Genomic DNA, 24,901 nt, shown 5'->3' on the forward strand with positions numbered 1-24,901 from the left:
TTTTTGATCTGTGTAGCTATTTAGGTTGATTTAACTACTTCGATTGACATCACTACTTAGATTAGTGAAGTGATACTAGCGTTCACACGCCAGCTTAAGCCCCGCACCGTCACTTAGTGACTGGCCTTTTCCAGTGCCTGTGCTACATCTGCAATAATGTCATCAATATGCTCTATGCCCACCGAGATACGTACCAAGTCCTCTGATACCCCAGCTTTAGCCAGTTCGATGGCGTCAAGCTGTCTGTGTGTGGTGGTGGCGGGATGACAAGCTAAGGATTTCGCATCGCCAATATTAACCAAACGTAAGATCATCTGCAGCGCGTCGATAAAGCGCCCGCCTGCGGCCTTAGCTTCCTCTGGCGATGGCGCTTTAATGCCAAAGCTGATTATGCCCGAAGCCTTGCCGCCAGTGATCTTATTGCAGTTATCGCGATAGGGGCTCTCCTCCAATGCACCATAATTGACCCAAGCTATCTGCGGATGCTGACTGAGATATTGCGCTAAGGTCAGTGCGTTGCTGCAATGGCGTTCCATTCGCAGTGCTAAGGTTTCAAGCCCTTGCAATAGTAAGAAGGCACTTTGCGGGGCAAGCGCCGCGCCAGTATTTCTCAGTGGCACCACGCGGCATCGGCCAATAAAGGCGGCAGGGCCAAAGGCCTCGGTATAGACAACGCCATGATAAGAGGGATCGGGTTCGTTGAGCACGGCAAAGCGTTTGGGTTGCGCTGCCCAGTCAAATTTACCCGAATCGATAATGGCACCGCCAATTGTGGTGCCGTGGCCACCAATGTATTTGGTGAGTGAATGCACCACAATATCGGCGCCAAATTCAAACGGGCGACACAACACAGGTGTTGCCACTGTATTGTCGACGATCAGTGGCACGCCATATTTATGGGCGATTTCAGCTAAACGTTCAATATCGACAATATTACCGGCCGGATTACCAATCGATTCGCAAAATAACGCCTTGGTATTGTCGTCGATGAGCGCTGCTAAGCCGTCAAAGTCATCAAATGCCGCCATGCGAACTTCAACCCCTTGGCGCGGCAGTGTGTGGGCAAACAGATTATAGGTGCCGCCATAGAGTTGGCTGGTGCTGACAATGTTGTCGCCTACCTGTGTTAAGGCTTGGATGGCATAGGTGATGGCGGCCATGCCTGATGCAACCGCTAACGCACCTATGCCACCTTCGATGGCGGCGAGACGTTGCTCTAAGACATTGGTGGTTGGATTCATGATGCGAGTGTAGATATTGCCGGCCACTTTGAGATCGAAAAGATCCGCCCCATGCTGGGTGTCATCAAAGGTATAGGAGGTGGTTTGGTAGATGGGGACGGCGGCCGCTTTGGTGGTCGCTTCCGACTCATATCCATGGTGCAGTGCTAATGATTCGAGTTTCATCTTATGGGGTTCCTGTTCCTTTGAGTGAATGATGAACATAACACTTGGACGTCTAGATGTCTAAATGTTTTTTTAGGGCATATTGTCTGGGTCATCAGTAAGCTGACTTTCATGGTGAGATATCGCGTAACGGCTCAACAGTTGGGCTTGTGGGCCCTTTGTAGGGCAGGTTCTAGTACTAAAGATGGTTTTTATTGTTATAAAACTACATTGTTGGGTCAGAGTGTCGATGCTGAGTCCATTTTCAATGATCAATGTCACATTGTCGGGTAAAGCTGCGTTGCTTAGTTACCAAATGGTGTCGGAGTGTGACTTTACTATCGGTATTTTAGTTAACAATCATTTACTATTGCGTATCCCAAAATTTTAATGGTTGATGTTTGCGATGGCAGGTTTCTCAGACAAGATTAAGATAATCAAAAAGGGCTTAGATGTGCCTATCGCCGGTGAGCCAAGGCAAGAGATTGAAACAGCGGCGTTTCCTAGTCGAGTAGCGTTACTGGGCGAAGAATATGTAGGATTAAAACCCACATTACTGGTTGAGGTTGGCGATAGCGTTAAGCAAGGCCAGCCGCTGTTTGAAGACAAAACAACCCCCGGCGTGTTATTTACGGCGCCCGCTAGCGGCGTGGTGGTCGAAATTAATCGTGGCGAACGTCGTCGCCTGCAATCTGTGGTGATTGCGGTTGAAGGAGATGACAAGCTTACGTTTGAATCTTTCAGCGATTTGAGCCAACTAAGCCGCGAGGCCGTGCAGCAAAACCTCGTCAAGAGTGGTTTGTGGACGGCGCTCAGAACGCGTCCCTTTTCTCGCATTCCCCAGCTCGATAGCCAACCGACGGCCATTTTTGTCAATGCTATGGATACTAATCCGTTGGCGGCCGATCCGCGCATTATCATTGCCGAGCAGCCACAAGCGTTTGCCGCAGGTTTAACTGTGCTGGGCTATTTAACCGATGGCCCGATACATCTGTGCCACGATGCGGGTGAGGCACTGCCAGGTGCTGAACTACCCAAAGTGATCAGTCACCGCTTTGCCGGAGTACATCCTGCAGGCTTAGTGGGTACTCACATTCACTTTATTCAACCCGCGAGCATCGAAAGGCCGGTATGGCACTTGGGTTACCAAGATGTGATTGCCTACGGCAAGCTGTTTTTAACGGGCGAGCTATACACCAGTCGTGTGGTTGCTCTTGGCGGCCCAATGGTGGCGAATCCGCGTTTGCTACGCACTCAGATGGGCGCTCAGTTAAGCCAGCTTGTGCTAGATGAAATGAAGCCAGGTAACAACCGGGTGGTGTCAGGCTCTATTCTTGCTGGGCACACAGCCGATGGCCCTCACGATTACCTTGGACGTTTCCACCAACAAATTTCTATTTTGGCTGAAGATGATGGCAACCAGCTGCTGCCATGGGTACGCGGTGGCTCAGATAAGTTCTCAATCACTCGTGCGGTGACGTCACGCTTTAAAGGTGCTAAGCGGTTGTTTAATTTAACCACCCAGGCGGGCGGTTCGCATCGTGCCATGATGGCATTTGGTCAACTCGATCGTGTTATGCCGTTGGATATTTTACCCACGCTACTGATGCGAGATCTTGTGGTGCGTGACACCGACGAAGCGCAGTTGCTTGGAGCGTTAGAGCTCGATGAAGAAGATTTGGCGTTGTGTACATTTGTCTGCCCAGGCAAATATGATTTTGGCCAAGAGCTGCGCATCTGCCTAGATATTATTGAGAGGGAAGGGTAATGAGTAAGCCAAATAACACGCCTGACAAACACACTGATTACTATGCTCATGGCGAGTCAATGCGCAGCTATTTTCGCTCCTTGCTCTATGCCAATGGTCGCAGTACCAAAGGCAAGGTGCATGTGCGTGACGCCATTGATGTTAAGCGTACCATGACGATTGTTGGGCTATGTCTGCTGCCGGCCATCTTAATCGGCGTCTATAACTTGGGCCTACAGGCGCAGCTAGCACTGGCGTCAGGGTTGACTACGCCTGATGTGTGGCAGCTATTGGCCTTTAATGCCGTCACCGGTGGGCTCACTGAGCAATCTGGGCTGTTAAGTCGCTTTGCTTATGGTCTGAGCTTCTATGTGCCTATCTATTTGACCGCCTTGTCGGTTAGCCTCTTTTGGGAGGTGGTGTTCGCCAAGGTGCGTCGCCAAGAACTGCACGAAGGTTTCTTCGTTACCGCATTGCTATTTACCTTAATCATTCCGGTGTCGACCCCCTTATGGATCGTGGCTTTGGGCATTACCTTTGGGGTGATCATGGCCAAAGAGGTGTTTGGCGGCATGGGGTATAACTTCCTTAACCCAGCGCTTGCGGGTTACGCCTTTATCTACTTTGCCTACCCCACTCAGGTGGCGCAGTTGTCGCAGTTTGTGGCGGTTGATGGGTTTGCCGGGGCGACGACCTTAACGCAAGTGGCTGCGGGTAAGTTGAGCTTTGTCGATCAGAGCTGGTATCAAGCTTTTAGTGATCCATTATGGTGGGATGCCCTGTTTGGCTTTACGGTGGGCACCATTGCCGAAACCAGCACCTTGGCAATTTTGTTTGGCGGTTTAATGCTGATCTTAACCCGCTTGGCCGATTGGCGCATTGTGGTTGGTGTCATGCTAGGCATGGTGTTGACGGCGGTGATGTTTAATCTGATTGGCTCGGATAAAAACGAGATGTTTGCTATGCCGTGGACCTGGCATCTAGTGACAGGCGGTTTTGCGCTGGGGATGATGTTTATGGCGACCGATCCTGTGACCACAGCTTACACCCGTCAGGGCAAGTTCTTTTACGGTTTGATGATTGGCTTTATGACAGTGCTCATTCGAGTGCTTAACCTCAAAATGCCAGAGGGCATTATGCTGGCTATCCTGTTTGCCAATCTGTGGGCACCCTTATTCGACTATGTCGTTGCCCGTAGCAATATGAAGCGGAGGCTAAAACGTAATGCCGCATAAATCACAGCAGATGTTACAAGTGCAGACGGCCAATTTATGGTCATCGATCATCGCATCGTTTTTATTTCGACTGTCCAGTCGCGATTCGCGCGTCGATATGGGAGATAAATCCTAATGGCATTTAAGAAAGACACCGTCGTGGGGACCATGATCTTCACTATCATTCTCTGCCTCTCTTGTTCATTTATGATCACAGGTACCGCCGAGATCCTTAAAGAGCGTAAATTGGCCAAAAAACGTGACGAGTTAAAGCGTTATGTGCTGATGGCGGCCGATGTGGATATCTCTGGTGAGCAAGATTTTCGACAAATTTTTGCTAAGTCTGTCACCCCATTATTAGTTGAACTCGATACCGGTGAGATTGATACCAGCAGCGATGTGCTCGACTTTGATGAGCGTATGGCGGCGATTAACCCCGAGACCTCGAGTAAGCCTAAAAAAGACACCGCCAAAATCAAAAGCCGGGCCGACAAAGCGCGGGTATTTAAAGTGTTTAATGACGATGGTGAGCTGCGCGCCGTGGTACTGCCTATCTACGGTAAAGGGCTGTGGTCGATGATTTATGGCTATGTGGCGGTTAAACCCAATTTCAATACCATCGAGAATGTGGTGTTTTACGAACATGGTGAAACCCCAGGTATTGGTGATTTCCTCAATGATACCGCCTGGACCGATACTTTTAAGGGGAAGCAACTGTTTAACGAACAAGGCAAGGTTGCGTTCAAAGTGGTGAAAGGCGGCGCTAAGCCGGGCGACCTACATGGCGTCGATGCCATCAGTGGCGCCACTATGACCGGACGTGGCGTACAGCGTGCTATTGAGTTCTGGTTTGGCAATGAAGGTTTTGAGACCTTCCTAAACAAGCTAAAAGCATCGGAGGTTTAACATGAGTAAGAGCATGACAGCGACTCGGGAGCTATTAACCAGTCCTATTTTTGCTAACAACCCCGTTGCGATGCAGGTGCTGGGGGTCTGTTCGGCGCTGGCAGTGAGTAATTCAATGCAAACGGCATTGGTGATGACACTGGCGGTGACCTTTGTATTGGTGTTTTCTAACCTGATCATCTCCACTATTCGCAACTTTATACCTAACAGTGTGCGGATCATTGCGCAGATGACGGTTATCGCGTCATTGGTGATTATCGTCGACATGATTTTGCAAGATATCGCCTATGAGCTGTCGCGTCAGTTGTCGGTATTTGTGGGGCTTATCATCACCAACTGCATCATCATGGGGCGCGCTGAAGCCTTTGCGATGAAGATGCCGCCACATTTAGCCGTAGTCGATGCCTTAGGCAACGCCATAGGTTATGGCGTTATCTTGTTAGGCGTTGCCTTTGTGCGTGAGTTACTGGGCAGCGGCACCCTGTTTGGTCATGAAATATTTACCACTATCGAAAACGGTGGCTGGTATCTGGCCAACGAGATGTTCAAGTTACCACCAAGCGCCTTCTTCTTGATTGGCTTGATGATTTGGACCATCAATGTTGCACAGCGTAAGCGAGGGTAAGGAACGGATATGGAACACTATATAAATCTTTTTGTTCAAGCGGCCTTTATCGACAACATGGCACTGTCATTTTTCTTGGGCATGTGTACCTTCCTTGCGGTATCGAAAAAAGTTTCGACCTCTTTTGGCTTAGGTGTTGCGGTGATCGTGGTGATGATATTAGCCGTGCCGTTAAATCAGCTAATTTATGTCAATGTGTTAGCCCCTGGTGCGCTGGCTTGGGCCGGCTACCCTGAACTGGATCTGAGCTATCTGCAGCTGATCACTTTTATTGGCGTGATCGCTGCCTTAGTGCAGATTTTAGAGATGTTCTTAGATAAATACATTCCGAGTCTTTATCAAAGTTTAGGGATTTTCTTGCCGTTGCTAACGGTCAACTGCGCCATTTTTGCTGGGGTGATTTTTATGGCCAACCGCGATTATAACTTTGTTGAATCGGCGGTGTTTGCTGCTGGTTCAGGTTTTGGTTGGGCGGTGGCGATTGTGATGTTGGCAGGCCTGCGTGAGCGGATGAAGTTTCATGCTATTCCCGCGGGGCTTCAGGGCGTAGGGATCACCTTTATTACCACTGGGCTGATGGCGTTAGGCTTTATGTCGTTCTCTGGGATTTCGTTTTAAATGGTGGCTTGTCCCATTTAAATCAGATGCATTATACAAAAGGGTTTTGAGATGGAAATGGCAATAGGCATAGGCATGTTCACCATAGTGGTGTGTGTGCTGGTTATGGTGATACTGCTCGCCAAAAGCAAATTAGTCATCAATGGTGATGTAAAAATCAATATTAACGATGACGAGGAAAAAAGCGTTATCACAGCTGCTGGCGGCAAATTGCTCGGGGCACTTGCAAGTAAAAATATCTTTATTCCTTCGGCCTGTGGCGGTGGTGGCACTTGTGGTCAATGCCGAGTTACCGTTAAATCGGGTGGCGGTGATATTTTACCGACAGAACTCGATCATATTAATAAGAAAGAGGCCAAAGCGGGATGTCGCTTGGCTTGCCAAGTGGCGGTTAAAACCGACATGGAGCTAGAGATCGAAGAGGAGATCTTCGGGGTTAAGAAGTGGCAATGTGAGGTGATCTCCAATAACAATCAGGCCACCTTTATTAAAGAGTTATTGCTTAAATTACCTGAAGGCGAGGACGTTAAGTTTAAGGCGGGTGGTTATATTCAGATTGAAGCGCCCGCGCATCAAGTTAAATACTGTGATTTTGATATTCCAGCGCAGTACCGAGATGATTGGGAAAAGTATGGTTTATTTGACCTGGTATCGACTGTAGATGAAGAGGTTTTACGCGCCTATTCGATGGCCAATTATCCAGATGAGAAAGGCCTTATCATGCTTAACGTGCGTATTGCAACGCCGCCAGCCCCCGGTTTGCCACCGGGTAAAATGTCGTCGTACATTTTTAACCTCAAAGCGGGCGATAAGGTGACTATTTCGGGCCCCTTTGGTGAGTTCTTCGTCAAAGATACCGACGCTGAAATGGTGTTTATTGGCGGTGGTGCAGGGATGGCGCCGATGCGGTCACACATTTTTAACCAGCTTAAAGGTGAAAAGACCAAACGTAAGATGACCTTCTGGTATGGCGCGCGTTCACGGCGCGAAATCTTCTACAAAGAAGATTTTGATACCCTAGCGGCGGAAAATGACAATTTTGAATGGCATGTGGCTTTGTCCGATCCGCTCCCTGAAGATAATTGGGACGGTTACACAGGCTTTATTCACAATGTACTTTATGAAAATTATCTTAAAGATCATAAGGCGCCAGAGGATTGTGAGTTTTATATGTGTGGCCCTCCAATCATGAACTCATCAGTCATCGACATGCTTGAGAGCCTAGGGGTTGAGCAAGAAAACATCTTACTCGATGATTTTGGTGATTAGTTATTATCGGCACTGAGTGTGTCGAGGTCATTATAAAAACGCAGCCAACGGCTGCGTTTTTATTGCTTTAGGGTACTGACTGAGGCCGGTTCGATTGGATTTACTCAGTTAACTAAATACTGGCGCATCGTAATCGTAGCCTTCATCGCTGTAAGCGGTCACGATGGCATCGTCAACTAAGCCGTCAGCTGCGGCTACTTGGGTATCAAAAAAGTGCTGTATCTGCTTACGTCGTCCATGGGCAGCCCAACTTTCGCCATCGGCCCAGATCTCATTAAACATGATGGGATAGTCAGTGCGGGTGGCACTCGGATGGTCGATTTGACGGGTCAAGATGTATTGAATACAACCTTGTTCACGCAGCGCATCGGGCTCTAACGCTTTCAGTACTTCAAATAATTGTGCCTCTTTACCTACCTTTGGACGAAATTGAGCAATAACAAAAATACGTGATGACATAGCGTAACCTTCTCCTTGGAAAAATAAGAGTGTAAATCATCCATTAGTGATCCCCTAGATGGTCGGTGAGTTTTTATGCAGGTGTTTGGCTAAATTTATACATTGGCTTGTACTGTTATATCAGTGCTGGATAATGCAGTTATAAAACAAAATGAGATATTGCCTGACTATGCGGCTAGACAAATTTGTGTGCAAGAGTACAAGGCTTGATCGCCAACAAGCTGCATTGGTTATCGCTGCAGGTGATGTCACTGTCAATGGCAATACGATTGTTGATGCCAACATACAGGTGCATGAGAGTAATTGTATTGAGCTAGAGGGCACGCGACTCGAATTGAGACCTTTTCGCTATCTGCTGTTCAATAAGCCGATTGACACACTTTGTTCTAATGTTGATGGCGATTATCCCTCCATTTTTAATTTAATCGATGTCCCTAACCCTCATGAGCTGCATATTGCTGGCAGACTCGATGCCGACACCACAGGATTGGTGCTGATCACCGATGATGGCCGCTGGTCGTTTAATGTTTTTAATCCTAAGTATCGGTGCCAAAAAGTGTACCGGGTCACGTTGAGGGATAGTATTGAAGGTGAACGTAGCGGCGAACTTGATAGACAGTTGATGATTCGGTTTAAGCAGGGGTTAGCGTTACCCGGCGAGGCTAAGCCCACCTTGCCCGCCAAACTCCAATATGTCAGTGAGCGCGAGGTGCTGCTGACAATTAGCGAAGGGCGCTATCATCAGGTCAAACGTATGTTTGCCGCTGTGGGTAATCGCGTCAACGGCCTACACCGAGAGCGTGTGGGTGAGATCCAATGTGATGTTGCTTGTGGGACATGGCGATACTTGAGTGCTGAAGAGGTGCAAGGGTTTGGTTTTTCACCACTAAGTGAGTTGGATACCAGAGCATGAGAGACGCTTTAGATGCGTTCAGCTTTGATAACGCTCGGCTCAAAGGGGTTATTTGAGCCAAGCTGCGGCGCTTAGTGGGTACTTAGTTGTCGCGCAGTTTAGGGCGGGAGTGTTGACTTGTTTGTGATGAGCGCCCCTGAGCCGACTGAGTTCGCTGCGGGCTTTTAACCTGTCGCTGGCGATGCGGTTGCTGACTTTGTTGCCGCTGAAGGCCCTTCTCCCGCTGAAGGCTCCTATCGCGTTGAGGACTCTTTACCTGCAGATGGCTATGTTTAGTACGCTGCTTATCGCTTTTATACTGACTCTGATTGTCGCTGCGATAGTTACTATTGTGCTTATTTTGTTTGCTGAATGGCTGAGCAGTATTCGCTTTACTCCTTGCTGTTTTGGTCAGTTTCTGGCTGAAAATTTGTTCACGGCTCTGCTTCACCTGAGCTGTGCTGTAGTGCTTAGATTGTACCCTGTTAGCGCGGCGCTCAACATTTCTTAGTTGCTTAGCTTGCAGTGTACTTGGTTTATGGCTGTTATAACGCTGCTTTACCTGAGTAGAGCGATAGGCGACCCCTCGTCTGTGATGCGGTTTATGTATCCAGCGCTGCGCCCCACTATTTGAGACGATACGGGCTCGTGGACGATAGTGATGAGAATGACGATGATGGGTCACCACTATGTGACGGTCATGCCAACGAAATGCGCTAAAGAAATAGTTAAAGCTAATGTGTATGCCACTTTGCCAATAAAAATGACCCGCAACATAGCTAGGGTAATGAGCAGCGTAACGTGGTGGATAAACCCAGTAGATGGGTGGGTAATTATGCCAACGCCAAGTGCCGTAGACCACCCGAGTGTCATAAACTGGCACATAAATTACCTCTGGCTGTACAGGTTCGATAATAATCTGCTGCTTCACCTTAGTGATTTTCATATTATCCATGGCATTAAAACTGTCAGCTTCTTCGGCTTGATGACGTAAAAGCTGAATGCTAGCAAGTACTTGTTGTTCATCTTGTAAAAAGGCATCGCCAAGCTTTTGAGTCCAGTCTAAGTCATCACTGAGCTTTTCAAGCACCGCAGGAAATGCGACTAAGGCGGTAACGCTTGGATCCCAGTCTTGCTTTTCAGCACGATTTACTGCCTGGTTGGCCTCGAGTTTTTGATGTTGAGCACGCCAGCGGTTAGCCTGCACCACTTCTAATGGATACGTTGATGCGATTAAAATATGAGTGAGTAAACTGTCGGGATATAAGGCGATAGGAGCCAAGATTTGCGCCAGTTCAGCATCGCTGATTGAGCTCTCTAGCGATGATGTTTGTGCCGCGCTTAGCGAGGCGCTAAACAGTGACGACGATAAGGTGACAAGCATGATGACAAGCCAAATTTTTATGCTGTTCATATCGACTCCAATTCATATTGAGTAGGTGATTTATCTCGATAGTAGAAGAGTGAAGATGAACATAAGCTGAAAGCGTAAGTCCTGCTGGGTATTTATCGTCAATGGTTCTGACGTAGTTTAGATACATCATTGATGCTTTAAATGAAGCCTTCGATAGAGAGGAATGACGACATCTATCCCTTTAGTCGAAAATGTTAATAGCTAATCTTTTGTACTAGCGGCTTGATCTGTGTTGACGATGAAAAAGCAATCGAACATGAGGAAAAATTGATGTTACTACTTCATTTTTACGCATTTTGTGTCGTTATATGCAGGAGCAATGAGAAAACCTATGTACGTCTTTTGCATCATATGTGGATTAAATGTGGCTGAATGCGCTGTGTTGGCTTAAACATAGATACAGTGTTATTTAACTATATGATCATACCTAGTGTTAACGATTCAGTTTGGATCTAGTGATATATAATTTAAATTATTTATCATTTATAACTCACACTCATTGGTATACATATGTTGCTTAGTTGTAATTTTTGGCGATTTTTCAAACCAGAAGAGGGTGTTAATTGAGCAATCTGGTTTTTGATTGTGCAAATATATTATGTGGCTTATTTGTTGAACGAAGTGGCGCATCTTGTTGTTAATTTCGCTATATAGTAAACCGATTGATTATAATTTATGATGAGACGCCATAATAATTAGAATAAATGCTTCATACATAAAATCACTCAAAGGGACAGTTGAGAATATCAATGAAAAATATTCGCTATACAACCAATAATGAACGTAAGTTTAGTGACAGCAGGAAACTTGTTAGCGTCACCGATTTACAAGGAAATATTCAAGACTGTAATGACGACTTTGTTGAAATTAGTGGCTATGCTAAAGATGAACTGCTTGGACAGCCCCATAACATAGTGCGTCACCCAGATATGCCTGCTGAGGCATTTAAAGTAATGTGGTGGCATTTGAAGCAGGGGAAGCCTTGGATGGGCTTAGTTAAGAATCGCTGTAAAAATGGTGATTTTTATTGGGTTGATGCTTATGTTACTCCCATAACCGATAAAGGTCAGATAGTGGGGTATGAATCGGTAAGATCTTGTCCAAGAAGGGTGGATGTTACTCGAACCGAAAAGTTATATACTCAAATTAATAAAGGTAAAACACTCTCTAATTTAACCTCTCTTTCTGCAGAAAATCTATTTTTAATCATCGCCTCTATTATTCTTGTTATTTTATTTTTAACTGCTGGCTGGTCCTTTATTCAAATTCCTCTGTTATGCACGGCTTTAATTTACGGGGCTTGGATGAAGTACAGCAAAAATACCACGATTAATCATTTGAACGTCATGCTAAAAAATAGTTTTTCGCATCCACTCGCTGCGCAAACCTACTCAGATTCAACTGGTACTATTGGTTTAGTCAAGGTGGCTATTTTGAGCCAAATTGCACATTTAGGTACAGTGATCGCCCGAATTGAAACGGCCGCCTTAAGAGTCGCTACAGAGTCGGACAGGGGATTCCAACTAACGGTTAAAACCGCGCAAGAGATAGAGAAGCAACAGGCTGAAACGCTTCAGGTGGCTACCGCAATGAATCAAATGGCCACCACTATTACCGAAGTGTCGCGGCACGTTTCAGATACCGCAAGCCATGCTGGTATTGCCAATGACTTGGCCGTGAATGGTAATAAAGTCGCTGAGATAACCCATCAATCTATTCAAAAGCTTAATGAAACGGTGTCAGACATTAGTGTCTCCGTTAGTCAGTTGTCCGATCAGACCACGTTAATCGCTAAAGCCGCGCAACATATCGAGCAGATAGCCGACCAGACCAATTTGTTGGCACTGAATGCAGCCATTGAGGCGGCGCGGGCTGGAGAGCAAGGTCGAGGCTTTGCTGTGGTGGCTGATGAAGTCAGAAATTTGGCCAAGCGCACGCAAGAATCGACGCGTGATATTTACGCGATTGTGCATGAGCTAACGGCCAGCGCCGAAGTCGCGGTCAATACCGCTAAATTGGGCACCGATGCGGCAGAAGAAGGGTTAGAGCGAGTGCAAGAAAGCAGCACCATGCTCAATGGTATTTTCGATGCGCTGGGTCAGATAACGAATATGTCGACTCAGATGGCGGCTGCCGTAGAAGAGCAGGCGCATGTTGCTGAAGATATTAATCGTCAAGTTGTTAATATTTCAGAATTGGCTTCGGAATGCTCCGAGAGCTCTAACGAAACCACGGCGTCGATGACCTTAGTTAAGTCGATATCTGATGAATTACATGAATTAGTCGTGCGGTTTAAGCCTCATTAATCCCCCTCATCAAGACGTAGGCTCATTATCGTGCAATACCTCTATGACGGTGTTAAGTCATAGAGGTATTAATAGTTTCATGTGTGTTTAACGCTTTAAACTTGCGCTGAAGGTCGTCGTATCTTCGTTGTTTAAGCCTCATCTAACGCCTAGGGCCTGTTGATCTTTCAAGGTTGTTTTTACAGCGAATTGTAGGGTATTTATACAAGGCAGAAGCTTTGTAGTGTAGTTATTCTACATAAAAAGCTGAGAACGCAGTAGAAATACCCAACAAACGCAGCCCAAAGGGGTCGGTTAAAAACGTTTTACTCTTTGTTAAGTGAATTTTGCTTAGATGACTAGGCTGCAATCCGCTCGCCTTGATTAAAACGTTTTTATCTCGAACAACACTCAATCAGCAAAGATCAACAGGCCCTAGTGACGACCTGATGTGTTGCAGTCGTTCCGTTACTTCCTGCTAAGCGGCTTATCTATTACGCAGCTTGATTAAAGCTGACTTCGAAGCATGCGCCGCCAAGGTGTGACGAGGAACTAATGGTCAAATGGCCCTGATAGCTATCGACTAAGTCACGGACAATCGCTAGCCCAATGCCGTGGCCTTGTTCATAGGTATCGACCCGCTTGCCTCGCTCAAATATGGCATCACGTTGCTGCTCACTAATTCCCTTGCCGTCATCTTCAATGATAAAGCGTAGCGTCGCCTCTTGTTGAACGACCGACAATCTCACCTGTGAGGTTGCAGCCTTGCAGGCGTTATCGAGCAGGTTACCGAGTAACTCAGTTAAGTCACTCTGATCGCCATAAAAAATGCAGTTTGGCTCGGGAGATTTGGCATACTTTATATCAATAGTAGGGTGAATTTTACTTAAGGTGCGCAGTAACTTATCGGACACCTCAAGCACCTTAATACCAAGATGCCAGGCATTGCCCGCAGCACTTTGCGCGCGCTTAAGTTGATGACTAATCGTGCGGTTAATTTGACTTATCTGTTCAATGGAGGCAGGGTTTAACTCTTTTTGGCTTTGTATTACCGCCAGCGGCGTTTTTAGGCTGTGCGCTAAATCCGATAATGCATTGCGATAGCGGCTACGTTGGTGTTGCTCAGTACTTAGCAGGGTATTGAGCTGTTTGGCAACGGCTTGTAGTTCTGTTGGGTATTGGCCCGTTAGTTGATAAGAGTTCCCTTGTTGTACCGCTTGTAACTCTTGCTTAAAGCGGGCCAATGGCTTAAGTGTCCAACTGAGCCAAGCTAACTGTATCGCGACTACCACTAGCATTAGAATAAATAGCCAACTCCATAGGTGTTGACTAAAAGCCTGTTGTTGCTCACTGATGCTGGCAAAGTCTTTGATAATATGCACTGTGATGGCTTGTAGCTGATTACTCGCTGCGGTCAACTCATCATTCGAGGTCGTTGAGCTTGGGGCAAAACGTACACTAAAACTGTAAATGAGGTAGGGCTCACCATCGAGGTTTATTTCACTAAAACTCCCCTTGCCAACATTGGGGTGAGGCAGTGTCGTGGGCAGTGGTTGCCCCAGAAACGAATTAGATGACCACAATATTTGGGTTGTTGATACCATGCTCGGTTGCACGGTTGGTGTGACTGGGGTGATTTGCGCATTTTGGTGTTGTTGGGTGCTGGTTAACCCAGAAATGTTGGGCGTTGAAATATCATTGTTCTGTGGTTGGGGTAACACTTGCTTGGAGATCAGAGCATATAATCCAGATCCGATAACATTAAATTGGTTTTCGAGTAGGCGTTCAGGCATAAATAGCTCGCCTTGTTCCATTTCTGTTACCGCCAGTACCGAATAGAGATAGGCGCTGAGCTGATCTTGAGTGTTGCTTAATACCTGTTGTTTAAAGGCGTTGTTTAGGGCGATGCCAATGCTGGGCAGTAACAGGACGATTAGCAGTAGGGCACTTAATATCAAGCGAATACGAAGAGAGTTAAATATGCTTGGCGAAGCGTTTGGCTTACTGCTTTTCATGGCGCACCTAATCTTGCAGCTGGCGCAGGCGATAACCCTGGCCACGCAGGGTTTCAATTAGTCCATATTGACCATCAGGATCGAGTTTTTTACGTAGTCGGCGGATAAAAACTTCGATGACATTGGAGTCTAAATCAAAGTCTTGATCGTAAATATGCTCAATTAACACCGTCTTAGATTTTACCTCGCCAATATGCAGCATAAAGTATTCAAATAGCTTGTATTCTGAGCCACTTAAATTAATGGGTTGTTCACCAACTTTGATGTCGTGACTACTCGTATTTAGGCTGAAGGGCCCATTTTGAATGAGTGGGCTCGATTTACCCGCCGAGCGGCGAATCAGCGCGTTAAGGCGCGCAACTAACTCCTCTGGATGAAACGGTTTCGTTAAGTAGTCATCTGCGCCAGCATCGAGCCCCTCAACCTTATCTTGCCAGCTGTCTCGCGCCGTTAAAATCAGCACAGGATACTCAACGCCACTGGCGCGAAGCTGGGTTATCAAGGCGATGCCGTCGAGTTTAGGCAGGCCTACATCAATTATCGCCGCATCATAGGGATATTCTTGACCTTGAAATAACCCCTCTTCACCATCGCTGGCCACATCTAAGGTGTAATGGGCATCGATTAAGTGCTGTTTTAAATTGGCTTGTAGGGCTAAATCGTCTTCGACCAGTAGTAAGCGCATTGGGAGCTCCTTATGCTGTCCTGTGGCTAACGCCTGAACATCTGCCCGGTAACGGCATCAATTGAGACATAAAACACCACACCGTCGGCGCTGAGCAGTTTAGCGCGATACCCTGAATTACCATTGACCTTAGTTGATTGCATGCTCAGTATTTTGCCACCGTATTGGCTTTTTACCATTTGGGTCGCTTGTTGGCGGTTTTTGACACGCAGTGGCTGCGGGACGCTTTTTTCTGCGGCCAGCATCATACTGCTACTGGACAATATCGATAAGCCAAGGCTCGATGCTTGCGCTAATGGGGGCAAACATAAACACACACCGACCATCAAAATGACTGCAATTTTCATCAACTGTACTCTTATTGCTGTTATCGACCCAGTGTAAAAGATCCGCTAAAAATAAGAAACATATCAAGGTGCTTCAATCTAGCTTGAGCTGGTCAATATGGATAAGCATCACGCGGTTACCGTGAACATTATTGCGAGCTGAATATGAATGCTCGCTGAATGTCACTTAAATGATATCTCGTTGAATATCTGTATTTTAGCATTCAGCTTATGTTCATTTTCAATGGGATTAAATGCCCCTATGCAATTGAACCGATTTAAGGTGATGGAATTATGGTTACATTAACAAATATGAATGCAGCCCGGCAGGTGGAGCATGTAACGAGACGGTTTAATATTAAAGTGGCGATGGGCAGCGCCTTGATGTTGTCGAGATTAATATTACCGCGAATGATGTATGCAGCGATGGCGTTACCTCGACTGATGATAAAGCGGAGCTTTGCGATGAATATATTACTAGCTGTGAGCTTGTTGGCAGCCGTTACAGGCAGTGCTGTTGCGAGTAGTGAGATGAGAGACTCAGGCAATTTGCTGCAGATCAGCGCGGTATCGGTTAGCGTCAAGCAACAGGGGCAAGCATTGCCCCCCGTATTGGGTCACCGCGGCCAAGCAATGAATGCGGCGCAGCTTGAGGGGGCCAATAGACTCAAACACATCCCCGTGGTGAAGACCCCGCGAAAAACCCGTGAGCAAGTCATTGCCGATAAGCAAATTAATGTCGATACCCGCAGCGGATTGCGCTCTAGTGCCGCCCGTTTGAATGCGGCCATCTATTATGAATTTGCTATCTATGATGCCAGTACGCGCCTGTTTGAGGATATTGATTACGATGGTTTTTATCGAACCTTTAGCGTGACATTTGATGCCGATGTGCACAGTAGTAACCTTAATCAATATGCCGATGTGTATGCCATGTTGTATTTGAGCCGAAATGGCGGACCCTGGGAGCTGTACCACACCACTGAGATCTTCACTATTTTTGATGATGTCAGTAATGACGATTTTGAAGTATTGACCACATTGCATTCGGGGTACCCAACGGACCATTACGATGTGTTAATTGACCTTTATGAGGTTGGCTACAGTGATATTGTGGCCACCATCAGTAGCGATGATCTCGATGAACTTTATGGCTTACCGTTAGAAAGTGCCGACCGCGACTTTTATGCAGATGAAGGCACCGAAGTGATAGTTGGTGGTGCGATATCTATGTTTGCTATGTTGTTTTTATGGGTGTTTGCAATCATCAGACGGGTTGTTTCAACGCCTAGCCAGTAACAGGTATAGATTGGAGATGTAGCAATGTCGTTCGTTTTTAAAGGGTAAATGGTATTTCACAAAAATCTTCCTATTTAGGCGTATATTAGGGGGTAGGATATTTTTGTATGCTGGGGGGAAGGTATGGATCAGGTGCAACAAGTCAGTAGTGAACAAGTGAAAGTTTATCGTGTTTGGGATAAACCTACACGGCTGTTTCATTGGATAAATGTATTGTGTGTAATGGGGCTGGTTTTTATTGGTGCCATTATGATGTATAAAGGCGATTTGGGAATTAGTGGTTTAGAGGCCAAGGTTAAGCTTAAGCAGCTTCATGTGACTGTCGGCTATCTATTTGCGCTTAATTTAGCCGTGAGATTAGTTTGGGGCATCATTGGCTCAAACAGTGCCCGTTTATCTAAAATGCTACCCAGTTTGTCCGCAATATCTGCTTATAACGCTAAGCTAAAAGAGGGGGCATCACCTCAGTACCTACATCATAACCCCGTTGGTAATTTAGCGGTTTTTGCCATGATGATTCTGATGGTCACTATTATGTGTACTGGTCTTATTCGTGCAGGAACCGATATTTATTATCCTCCACTCGGGGGACTAGTCAGTGACTATATTGCTCAGAGTGGTGTCGATGGTTCTTCATTAAAGGCTTATGATGAGACAGGTGTCGACCAACAAAAATTGGCACAGATAAAACCGTTTAAGTCCCTGGCAGGCGAAGTGCATGTTTATAGCGTTTACTTACTTATTTTTATGATATTACTGCATATTGCAGGGGTTATCGTCGCAGAACTTAAGCACCAACCTGGTTTAGTTTCGGCAATGATATCGGGTAAAAAGTGGTTGAATCGACCACCAGAAGACTAGCAATGCTTGAGCTTTTTATCATTAAAGTCAAACCAAAGGCTGGTGTGTTAATTAATGTATTGGGCACAGTGCAGGGTGTGTCCAATTTTTTATGCTGTGATTTAACCTAAATGAGTACGGTGCAAATAGCACTTGAGTGCGTTAAATATCAACAATCAAATTAGATAAAAAGTACCATTATTCATACATTAAAGACTTAATTAATCATTATTTTTAGGCTAGTATGTTGGGCAATTGTTAAATGTCTTTTTTTTGGGGGAGTAATGAAGCGAACTCTGATACTTGCACTTACATTGATGGGCGCTTTTACATCAAGCCCCGCTTCAGCGGTTGCTGATATTAAAGGCTACTATCTTGGGGCTATGGCGGGGCATTCACAGCTAAAGGCGGGTGAGTTTGATGAGTCAGCCCTGAGTTACGGTGTATACGGTGGCTACTATACGAGTAAAAACTTCGCGTTAGAAACGGCTTATATTATGACAGACAATTATGTTGATAATGGTGATGTTAAGGCTAATTACATCTCACTTGCAGCTAAGTTTCACCATTATTTTAATGATACCTATTCGATGTTTATTAAGGCGGGTATGGCTTCGACACAAATTGACGCCAACACTCAATATGATGGTATTGGTTGGTTATGGGGAGCGGGATTTAATATGGCTTTTAGCAACAAAGTCAATGTGAGAATTGCTTATGAAATGGTTTACACCGATTTGGATACCACAGGATTAGATGAAACCGTTGATAGCGATCTTGGTAATCTTTATCTCGGGGTGCATTACCAGTTCTAGTACTGAGTTGTCGCGATAGATTGCCATTACACCAAGGCTTAAAAAGTCGATTAGCTTAAAAATGCAGCCAACAGGCTGCATTTTTTATGTTTATGCTAAATCAAATCATGATCAATATGGTGTTAAAACGGTATTTACAAAGTAAAAAATTATAATAAAAGCCTATTAAAACAGATACAAAGGTTTTCATTTGTATTGATTGATGTTGCCTGTATTGCAATCTTATTGATAATTATTATCATTTGCAGACTATTTATGGGGAATAACAATACAATGAAACATATGCGCTTTTCAGCAGTCGCGCTTGCTTGCATCTTATCTTTACAGGTGTCGGCAGAACAGGTTCAACAAGTTAAAGGCGGCTTATCGCCCGAGGTTGAACGTATCACCGTTTATGGACGGCAAAATCAGGTGGTGATGAATTCTGGTTTGGCGACCAAGTCTGATATGTCCTTGATGGAAACGCCTGCGGCAGTGGTGATAGTCGATGAACAACTCATTACCACTCAAGGCGCCACCGATCTTCAAGATTTACTGCGTAATATTAGCGGGGTTACTCAGGCGGGTAATAATTACGGTATTGGTGACAATATCGTGATCCGTGGACTCGGAGCAAACTACACCTATGATGGTATGTATGGCGGCGCTGGGCTAGGTAACACGTTTAACCCCACTCGATCGTTGACTAATGTCGAGTCAGTCGAAGTGCTAAAAGGCCCTGCAACGGGGCTTTACGGGATGGGAAGTGCTGGTGGCGTGATTAACTTGATTGAAAAGAAACCACAGTTTAATGCCGCGCATGAATTTACTGCAGAGGTTGGCCAGTGGAATACCCATTCGTTTGGGCTGGACTCCACCGCGGGTATCACCGACAAGTTGGCTTATCGCCTAGTAGCTAAATCGGCTCGCAGCGATGGTTATCGTGATATTGGCACTGATAGAGATGAAGTCTATGGTTCACTTAAATATCTGTTAGACGATAGTCAAGATATCATGTTGAGCACAGCTTATATTAAGGACGCAATCGCGGTAGATTCTATTGGTCATCCCATCCGTATATTTAATACGGCGTCAGTTAATGGTTTAGGCGCCGGTGATGTGACCTGGCAAGACCTCGTTAACGATCCCACCGCTGCAGGCTTGCAGCTGAGCGATGCTCAGCGACAGCAACTGTCTGACTCTTTGTCTGCGACTGATGGTTTAACCCCTTATGACTTTGGTAATGCCGGCATTATTTCGCCGATGGCGAAAGGCAACGAAGGTGAAGAGTTAAGATTTAAGCTCACTCACAACATATTTTTTGATGACAATCTCTTCTTGAATCAGCAGCTGCAGTACCGCGATTATCAATCAGGGTTTGCGCGTCAAACCGGCGCCTACAACTATGTTTATTGGAAGCGGAGCGGCGTTATCAATGCCGATCCTAGAGCGCCACTGGTTGTCGATGATATTCTTTATCCATTCGCCGCTCGCCGTCAGGAGTATCGTCAAGTTTCGGCGGATGAAACCTCATGGCAATACTTTGCCGATTTGCGTTACGATTTTGAGTTGGCAGGTATAGATAACGAGCTTTTGGTTAACGCCAATTATGAGGATCGAAACATTCGATTTAAGCAGTACTCGATTTATGATGCCGATCAGGTTAATAAAAATAAAGCAGGTGAGGTCATTTACCAAGGGAAATTGCCTTATATCTTTGATCTGCGTTCACCTAACTGGGCCGATGGCGAGTTTGCTGACTATGATCCGTTACTGACCAGTAATTATGATAAGAAGGTCAAGGCATGGGGCGTTGGCGTGCAACATGTTGGCTATTTTCCCTATGGGTTTACCACTCGAGTGGGTGTGGCTTTTAATGAGATTAAGCAAAGCTATGAGCACTTTGGTGTTGACCCTAGGTATCGCGAAAGTTTAGCTGAGCCCAAGCCCGAGGCGGATACCTCAGATAATGGCATTACTTATAACTTAGGGGTAACGTATATGCCGACAGACAATATCTCTGTGTTTATTAATCACTCTAAAGGACGCACTGCCTATAGCGTTTTAGGTGGTGTCACTGGTAATGAAAAAGACAGGCAAGACTCTGAGTCAATTAGTAACGATCTGGGTCTTCGTGTGAAAGCGTTTGATGATCAATTATTAGCATCTCTGGTACTGTTTAAGAGTTCACGAACCAACTTGCCATATACTAATCCCGATTATGATGATACTTCGGGCCCTGATGTTTCGCGCTATTTTTATGATGGTTCAGAGGATACCTCTGGTGTCGAGTTAGATCTCAATGCGCATTTAAATGAGCAGTGGTCGGTCAATGTCAACGGGGTTTATCAAGATGCGCGTAATAAACAAGATCCCACCAAAAAAACCTATGACACTCGTCAAAAAGGGGTGCCTTATGTTACTGCCAGTGCTTGGGTCACTTACGGGGCTGAGTGGTTTAAATTATCGAGTCCACTCGATATTAGCTTTGGCGCAAAATATGTCGATGAGCGCAGTACGGATTCAACATCATTTGGTATACCCAAGGGTTATGTACCCAGTTATACGGTTGTCGATGCCGCTGTGAGTTACCATGCCGATAACTGGAGCGTTCAGCTCAACGTAGATAATCTATTTGATGAAGCCTATTACGATAAGGCCATGTTTCTTGGTGGAATGCCAGGAGCGGAGCGAAACGCTAAACTCAGTTTAAGTTATCGGTTGTAAGTAATCTTATAAATTATCAGTTAGCTCAAACGATAAAAAACGCAGCATTTTTTTTGCTGCGTTTTTTTATACCTTATGTCTCTTGAGGTGTAATTTCCCTGATAGGCATTTGAACCGTGGTATATATAGAAATTGTTATTAGTGTGTTGTTAGTGATGGAATGGCTTCATCATATTGAGCCATTATGCTTGTTCACTTGTGGCGAGAAAATGTCAAAACCTTGGTCATCAAGCCAAATTTATCGCCCTTCCTGCATAATGTTCAGTACAGATAAGGCGATAAAAAGTGACTATAACGATAAGAAGGCCATTGAATGTAGCTTAATGGTCTGATGAATGGATTGTTATGACTTCGATATTTATCTCGATGTCTACCTATTGAAGTTGGTACCATCTGTTAATTTTGAGGTGGCGCTGTTGACTATTTGTTTTCTTTGTGTAAATTTGCTTGTTAAATCAAAGTAAGATATTTGATTTTCGTTTAAAAAATATAAAGCTCAAAGCAAGAACACAAATATGAGCTCAATAAATATACCAAGGGAATGTTAACATGACATCAATAAGCTGTTTATCAAAAGCTGTCAGGGTTGCTTTGATTGCAACAACTGGGACAGCCCTAATGGTGAGTGCAAGCGCTTACGCCGAAGATACCGAAGAGCAACAAATCGAACGTATTGAGGTTACAGGTTCAAAAATCAAGCGTATCGGTGAATTATCACCTACTCCGGTTACTGTAATTACCGGTGCTGACATGATGAATATGGGTATCACAAACGTTGCTGATATTTTGAATAAACTTCCATCTTCGACTGTAGGTCTATCGCCTGAAACCACTAATAATACCATTTTTGCTAGTGGTCTAAACCAAACTAACCTTCGTGGTTTAGGAAGTGATCGCACATTAGTATTGGTTAATGGTCGTCGTTTTGTTGCTGGTGCAAATGGTAGCTCTGCGGTTGACTTAAATACTATTCCAACAGCTATGGTTGCTCGAATCGAAGTGATCACTGGTGGTGCATCTGCGGTTTATGGTTCAGATGCGATAGCGGGTGTAATTAACATTATCACTCGTGATGATGTGCAGGGTGTCGAGCTTGATGCTTCTTACACCCAACCTGAGCAAAGTGGTGGTGAAGAGTATCAGTTCTCGGTTACTGCTGGAGGAGATTTTTTCGACAGCAAATTATCGACGGTATTTAACTTTACCTATGCAGAGCAAACGGAAGTACGTCCTTCAGACAGAGATTTTTTAAGTAATCCCGTAGGAAGTATTTATAACCCAGATACATCAGAGGGCGCACCAACTCGTATTCCGTATATTGGTCGCAAACCACTTTCTTGGATCAATGAGGCTGGTACTTTCTTTTCTCCTAATGGTCAATATACTTTCGATGCCAATGGCAACATGAAAGAGTTTGATTATGGTGAAGGTCTTATCGAAGGTCCTGGCAATAACGGGGACTACTGTGGGCCTAGCTGTGAAGGATACGATCCAGTTAACTACGGATTTATTCGAACTCCTCTCGAACGAAATGTATTTACATTAAACAGTGACTATCAGATTAATGACAATCACAAAATATTTAATGAAATTACTTATGTAGATTATCAGTCTAATGGTGAGAGCTCTCCAGTTTTCCACACTAGAAACTTCATTGAATCAGATAATGCGTTTCTTCCAGATGAAACTCGTCAGTTAATGGCGGATACAGGTATGGATTATTTTAATCTGTATCGTATGGATACCGAGTTTGGTAATCGAACGTATAACCAAGATCGTGAAACCTTTAGGTTCTTAATTGGTGTTGAAGGTGCAATCAGTGACAATTGGGATTACTCAATTCACGCACAACGCGGCCAGCTAAAAGAGACAACGTTATGGGGTGGTGAGATCTTGGCTGATCGTTATGACCAAGCTAAAGATGCTGTGTTTGCTGCAGATGGTAGTATTGTTTGTCGTGATGCCGACGCAAGAGCCGCAGGCTGTGTACCGTTGAATCTACTTGGCGTAAACCAAGCGAGTCAAGAGGCGATCGATTGGGTTAGCACTAGTGCTGGTCAAACGGCGAAAACCACTCAAACAACCGCTGGTTTAGTGATTAATGGTGCACTATTTGAGTTGCCTGCAGGATACGTTAATGCGGCTTTTAGTGCTGATTATCGTAAAGAAGAATCTGAAACTAACCCAGATCAAGAGTTAGTTGATGGTACCATCTTCGGTAATACCGCAAATCCACTTCGAGGTGAGTTTGACGTTACTGAATTTGCTGCTGAATTCAGTGTCCCATTGTTAGCTGATGTATTTATGGCCCACGATTTAGGACTTGATTTGGCATATCGCTGGATGGACTACAGCACAGCAGGTTCTGATGATGCATGGAAAGTGGGCCTAAACTGGGCACCAATTGAAGATCTTCGCCTTCGCGCCACAAAGTCTAAATCTGTGCGTGCGCCAAATATTGGTGAACTATTTGATCCAGGTGGACAGACATTTGTTGGTTTTACCGACGTATGTGACAAGATTAACGTCGAATTAGGCCCCAATGATAACCGTAAGAAAAACTGTCAAGCGGTAGGTTTACCTGAAGGTTGGAATCCAACGGATTCTTGGTATCAAGGTACACGCCCTGGAACTAATGCGGGTAACCCCGACTTAAAGCCTGAGACTTCAAACGATTATACTATAGGTATGGTATATACACCGAGTTACCTAGAAGGTTTCTCGTTGACAGTGGATTATTGGGCATTTGAGATCAGTGATGCTATTAACTACATTGGCGTAGGTACAGCAGTTCGTTATTGTTATGATTCTGAGTCACTAGATAACATTTATTGTGATCTATTTACTCGAGATGACACCACTGGTGATATTATCGATTTCGTTCAAGCTCCTGTTAACTCAGCTTCTTTCGACGTTAAAGGTGTAGATATTGAAGGTCAGTATGATATCCCAACTGACAGCTTTGGTGATTTTAGAGTCCATGTTATTGCCACTTATCTTGAAAAGTGGGAATACAATCCGACAGGATTTGACGCTGATCTGCAAGTTGATGTGGGTGAATACACAGATCCACGCTGGAAGGCGATGTTTAGCCTAGGTTGGCAATATGATGCGCTTAGTTTAGAAGCAAGATCTAACTACCGTCATTCAGCCGTTGCTAGTAATGATTGGCAGCCAGAAAACAACAACTATAACGATATTCCATCGCATACCGTTTGGGACTTTACTGGTTCGTATGATTTCAGCGATTCGCTATCTCTTCGCTTTGGTGTGAAGAATGCGTTTGATATTGCACCGCCACGTAACCCTTATGTTTATGACGGTGATGGTCTATATGACACCAATGGACGGGCATTCTTCTTAGGCGCCAACTATAAGCTATAAGCTATAAGCTAATAGAT

The 24,901-nt window shown here is 45.2% G+C and carries 19 protein-coding genes; 13 read left to right on the top strand and 6 right to left on the bottom strand.

What is annotated here, in order from left to right; translation table 11 throughout:
- Positions 1 to 113: 113 nt before the first annotated feature.
- Entirely contained in the window at positions 114 to 1,406 is a 1,293-nt protein-coding gene (locus tag DN599_RS15820; RefSeq protein WP_110458562.1) for an O-acetylhomoserine aminocarboxypropyltransferase/cysteine synthase family protein, read from the bottom strand.
- A 385-nt stretch (positions 1,407 to 1,791) separates the two neighbouring features.
- Here DN599_RS15820 and DN599_RS15825 point away from each other — a divergent pair, with 385 nt between their 5' ends.
- The 6 genes from DN599_RS15825 to nqrF all read left to right on the top strand — a co-directional run bounded on the left by DN599_RS15825 (position 1,792) and on the right by nqrF (position 7,764).
- Entirely contained in the window at positions 1,792 to 3,153 is a 1,362-nt protein-coding gene (locus DN599_RS15825; RefSeq protein ID WP_110458682.1) for a Na(+)-translocating NADH-quinone reductase subunit A, read from the top strand.
- Positions 3,153 to 4,367, top strand: a complete 1,215-nt coding sequence (locus tag DN599_RS15830; RefSeq protein WP_110458563.1) for an NADH:ubiquinone reductase (Na(+)-transporting) subunit B — start codon at positions 3,153 to 3,155, stop codon at positions 4,365 to 4,367. Before DN599_RS15825 ends, DN599_RS15830 begins: the two co-directional genes overlap by 1 nt.
- Positions 4,368 to 4,481: 114 nt before the next feature.
- Positions 4,482 to 5,252, top strand: coding sequence for a Na(+)-translocating NADH-quinone reductase subunit C (locus DN599_RS15835; protein WP_110458564.1), 771 nt, complete (start codon positions 4,482 to 4,484; stop codon positions 5,250 to 5,252).
- Between the two features lies 1 nt (position 5,253).
- Positions 5,254 to 5,877 (top strand): NADH:ubiquinone reductase (Na(+)-transporting) subunit D, encoded by a 624-nt coding sequence (locus tag DN599_RS15840; RefSeq protein WP_110458565.1) that lies wholly within the window; start codon positions 5,254 to 5,256, stop codon positions 5,875 to 5,877.
- Positions 5,878 to 5,886: 9 nt separating this feature from the next.
- Positions 5,887 to 6,495: an NADH:ubiquinone reductase (Na(+)-transporting) subunit E gene (gene nqrE, locus DN599_RS15845; protein ID WP_110458566.1), complete on the top strand. Its 609-nt coding sequence runs from the start codon at positions 5,887 to 5,889 to the stop codon at positions 6,493 to 6,495.
- Positions 6,496 to 6,546: 51 nt separating this feature from the next.
- Positions 6,547 to 7,764, top strand: coding sequence for an NADH:ubiquinone reductase (Na(+)-transporting) subunit F (gene nqrF / locus DN599_RS15850; RefSeq protein ID WP_110458567.1), 1,218 nt, complete (start codon positions 6,547 to 6,549; stop codon positions 7,762 to 7,764).
- A gap of 108 nt (positions 7,765 to 7,872) precedes the next feature.
- Here the strand turns inward: nqrF and DN599_RS15855 are convergent, their stop codons facing one another.
- A complete protein-coding gene (locus tag DN599_RS15855; protein ID WP_110458568.1) occupies positions 7,873 to 8,223 on the bottom strand; it encodes a putative quinol monooxygenase in 351 nt (116 codons plus the stop codon).
- 169 nt (positions 8,224 to 8,392) lie between these two features.
- Between DN599_RS15855 and DN599_RS15860 the strand changes: the two genes are divergently transcribed.
- Complete coding sequence (locus DN599_RS15860) at positions 8,393 to 9,136, top strand: pseudouridine synthase (protein WP_110458569.1); 744 nt, start codon at positions 8,393 to 8,395, stop codon at positions 9,134 to 9,136.
- Positions 9,137 to 9,218: 82 nt separating this feature from the next.
- On the opposite strand, the gene DN599_RS15865 is transcribed toward DN599_RS15860, so the two are convergent.
- Positions 9,219 to 10,529 carry a DUF3300 domain-containing protein gene (locus tag DN599_RS15865; protein WP_239473329.1) on the bottom strand — a complete coding sequence of 437 codons (1,311 nt, stop codon included), beginning with the start codon at positions 10,527 to 10,529 and terminating at the stop codon, positions 9,219 to 9,221.
- Positions 10,530 to 11,278: 749 nt separating this feature from the next.
- On the opposite strand from DN599_RS15865, the gene DN599_RS15870 reads away from it, so the two are divergent.
- Entirely contained in the window at positions 11,279 to 12,835 is a 1,557-nt protein-coding gene (locus tag DN599_RS15870; RefSeq protein ID WP_110458570.1) for a methyl-accepting chemotaxis protein, read from the top strand.
- A 473-nt stretch (positions 12,836 to 13,308) separates the two neighbouring features.
- Here the strand turns inward: DN599_RS15870 and DN599_RS15880 are convergent, their stop codons facing one another.
- From DN599_RS15880 to DN599_RS15890, 3 genes are read right to left on the bottom strand one after another with little or no spacing between them, the layout of a single operon-like run.
- Complete coding sequence (locus DN599_RS15880) at positions 13,309 to 14,829, bottom strand: ATP-binding protein (RefSeq protein ID WP_110458571.1); 1,521 nt, start codon at positions 14,827 to 14,829, stop codon at positions 13,309 to 13,311.
- Positions 14,830 to 14,836: 7 nt separating this feature from the next.
- Positions 14,837 to 15,514 carry a response regulator transcription factor gene (locus tag DN599_RS15885; protein WP_110458572.1) on the bottom strand — a complete coding sequence of 226 codons (678 nt, stop codon included), beginning with the start codon at positions 15,512 to 15,514 and terminating at the stop codon, positions 14,837 to 14,839.
- A gap of 26 nt (positions 15,515 to 15,540) precedes the next feature.
- On the bottom strand, positions 15,541 to 15,861 hold the full coding sequence (locus tag DN599_RS15890) for a PepSY domain-containing protein (protein ID WP_239473330.1): 321 nt from the start codon (positions 15,859 to 15,861) through the stop codon (positions 15,541 to 15,543).
- A gap of 444 nt (positions 15,862 to 16,305) precedes the next feature.
- Here DN599_RS15890 and DN599_RS18760 point away from each other — a divergent pair, with 444 nt between their 5' ends.
- From DN599_RS18760 to DN599_RS15915, 5 genes are all read left to right on the top strand, one after another.
- Positions 16,306 to 17,139, top strand: coding sequence for a choice-of-anchor H family protein (locus DN599_RS18760; RefSeq protein ID WP_239473331.1), 834 nt, complete (start codon positions 16,306 to 16,308; stop codon positions 17,137 to 17,139).
- A gap of 123 nt (positions 17,140 to 17,262) precedes the next feature.
- Entirely contained in the window at positions 17,263 to 18,000 is a 738-nt protein-coding gene (locus DN599_RS15900) for a cytochrome b/b6 domain-containing protein (RefSeq protein WP_110458573.1), read from the top strand.
- 263 nt (positions 18,001 to 18,263) lie between these two features.
- Positions 18,264 to 18,794 (top strand): outer membrane beta-barrel protein, encoded by a 531-nt coding sequence (locus DN599_RS15905; RefSeq protein ID WP_110458574.1) that lies wholly within the window; start codon positions 18,264 to 18,266, stop codon positions 18,792 to 18,794.
- 273 nt (positions 18,795 to 19,067) lie between these two features.
- Complete coding sequence (locus tag DN599_RS15910; RefSeq protein ID WP_110458575.1) at positions 19,068 to 21,500, top strand: TonB-dependent receptor; 2,433 nt, start codon at positions 19,068 to 19,070, stop codon at positions 21,498 to 21,500.
- Positions 21,501 to 22,049: 549 nt separating this feature from the next.
- Positions 22,050 to 24,884, top strand: coding sequence for a TonB-dependent receptor domain-containing protein (locus DN599_RS15915; RefSeq protein WP_110458576.1), 2,835 nt, complete (start codon positions 22,050 to 22,052; stop codon positions 24,882 to 24,884).
- Positions 24,885 to 24,901: the final 17 nt, after the last annotated feature.

The organism is Shewanella algidipiscicola, from assembly GCF_900380485.1.
Classification (GTDB): Bacteria; Pseudomonadota; Gammaproteobacteria; order Enterobacterales; family Shewanellaceae; genus Shewanella; species Shewanella algidipiscicola.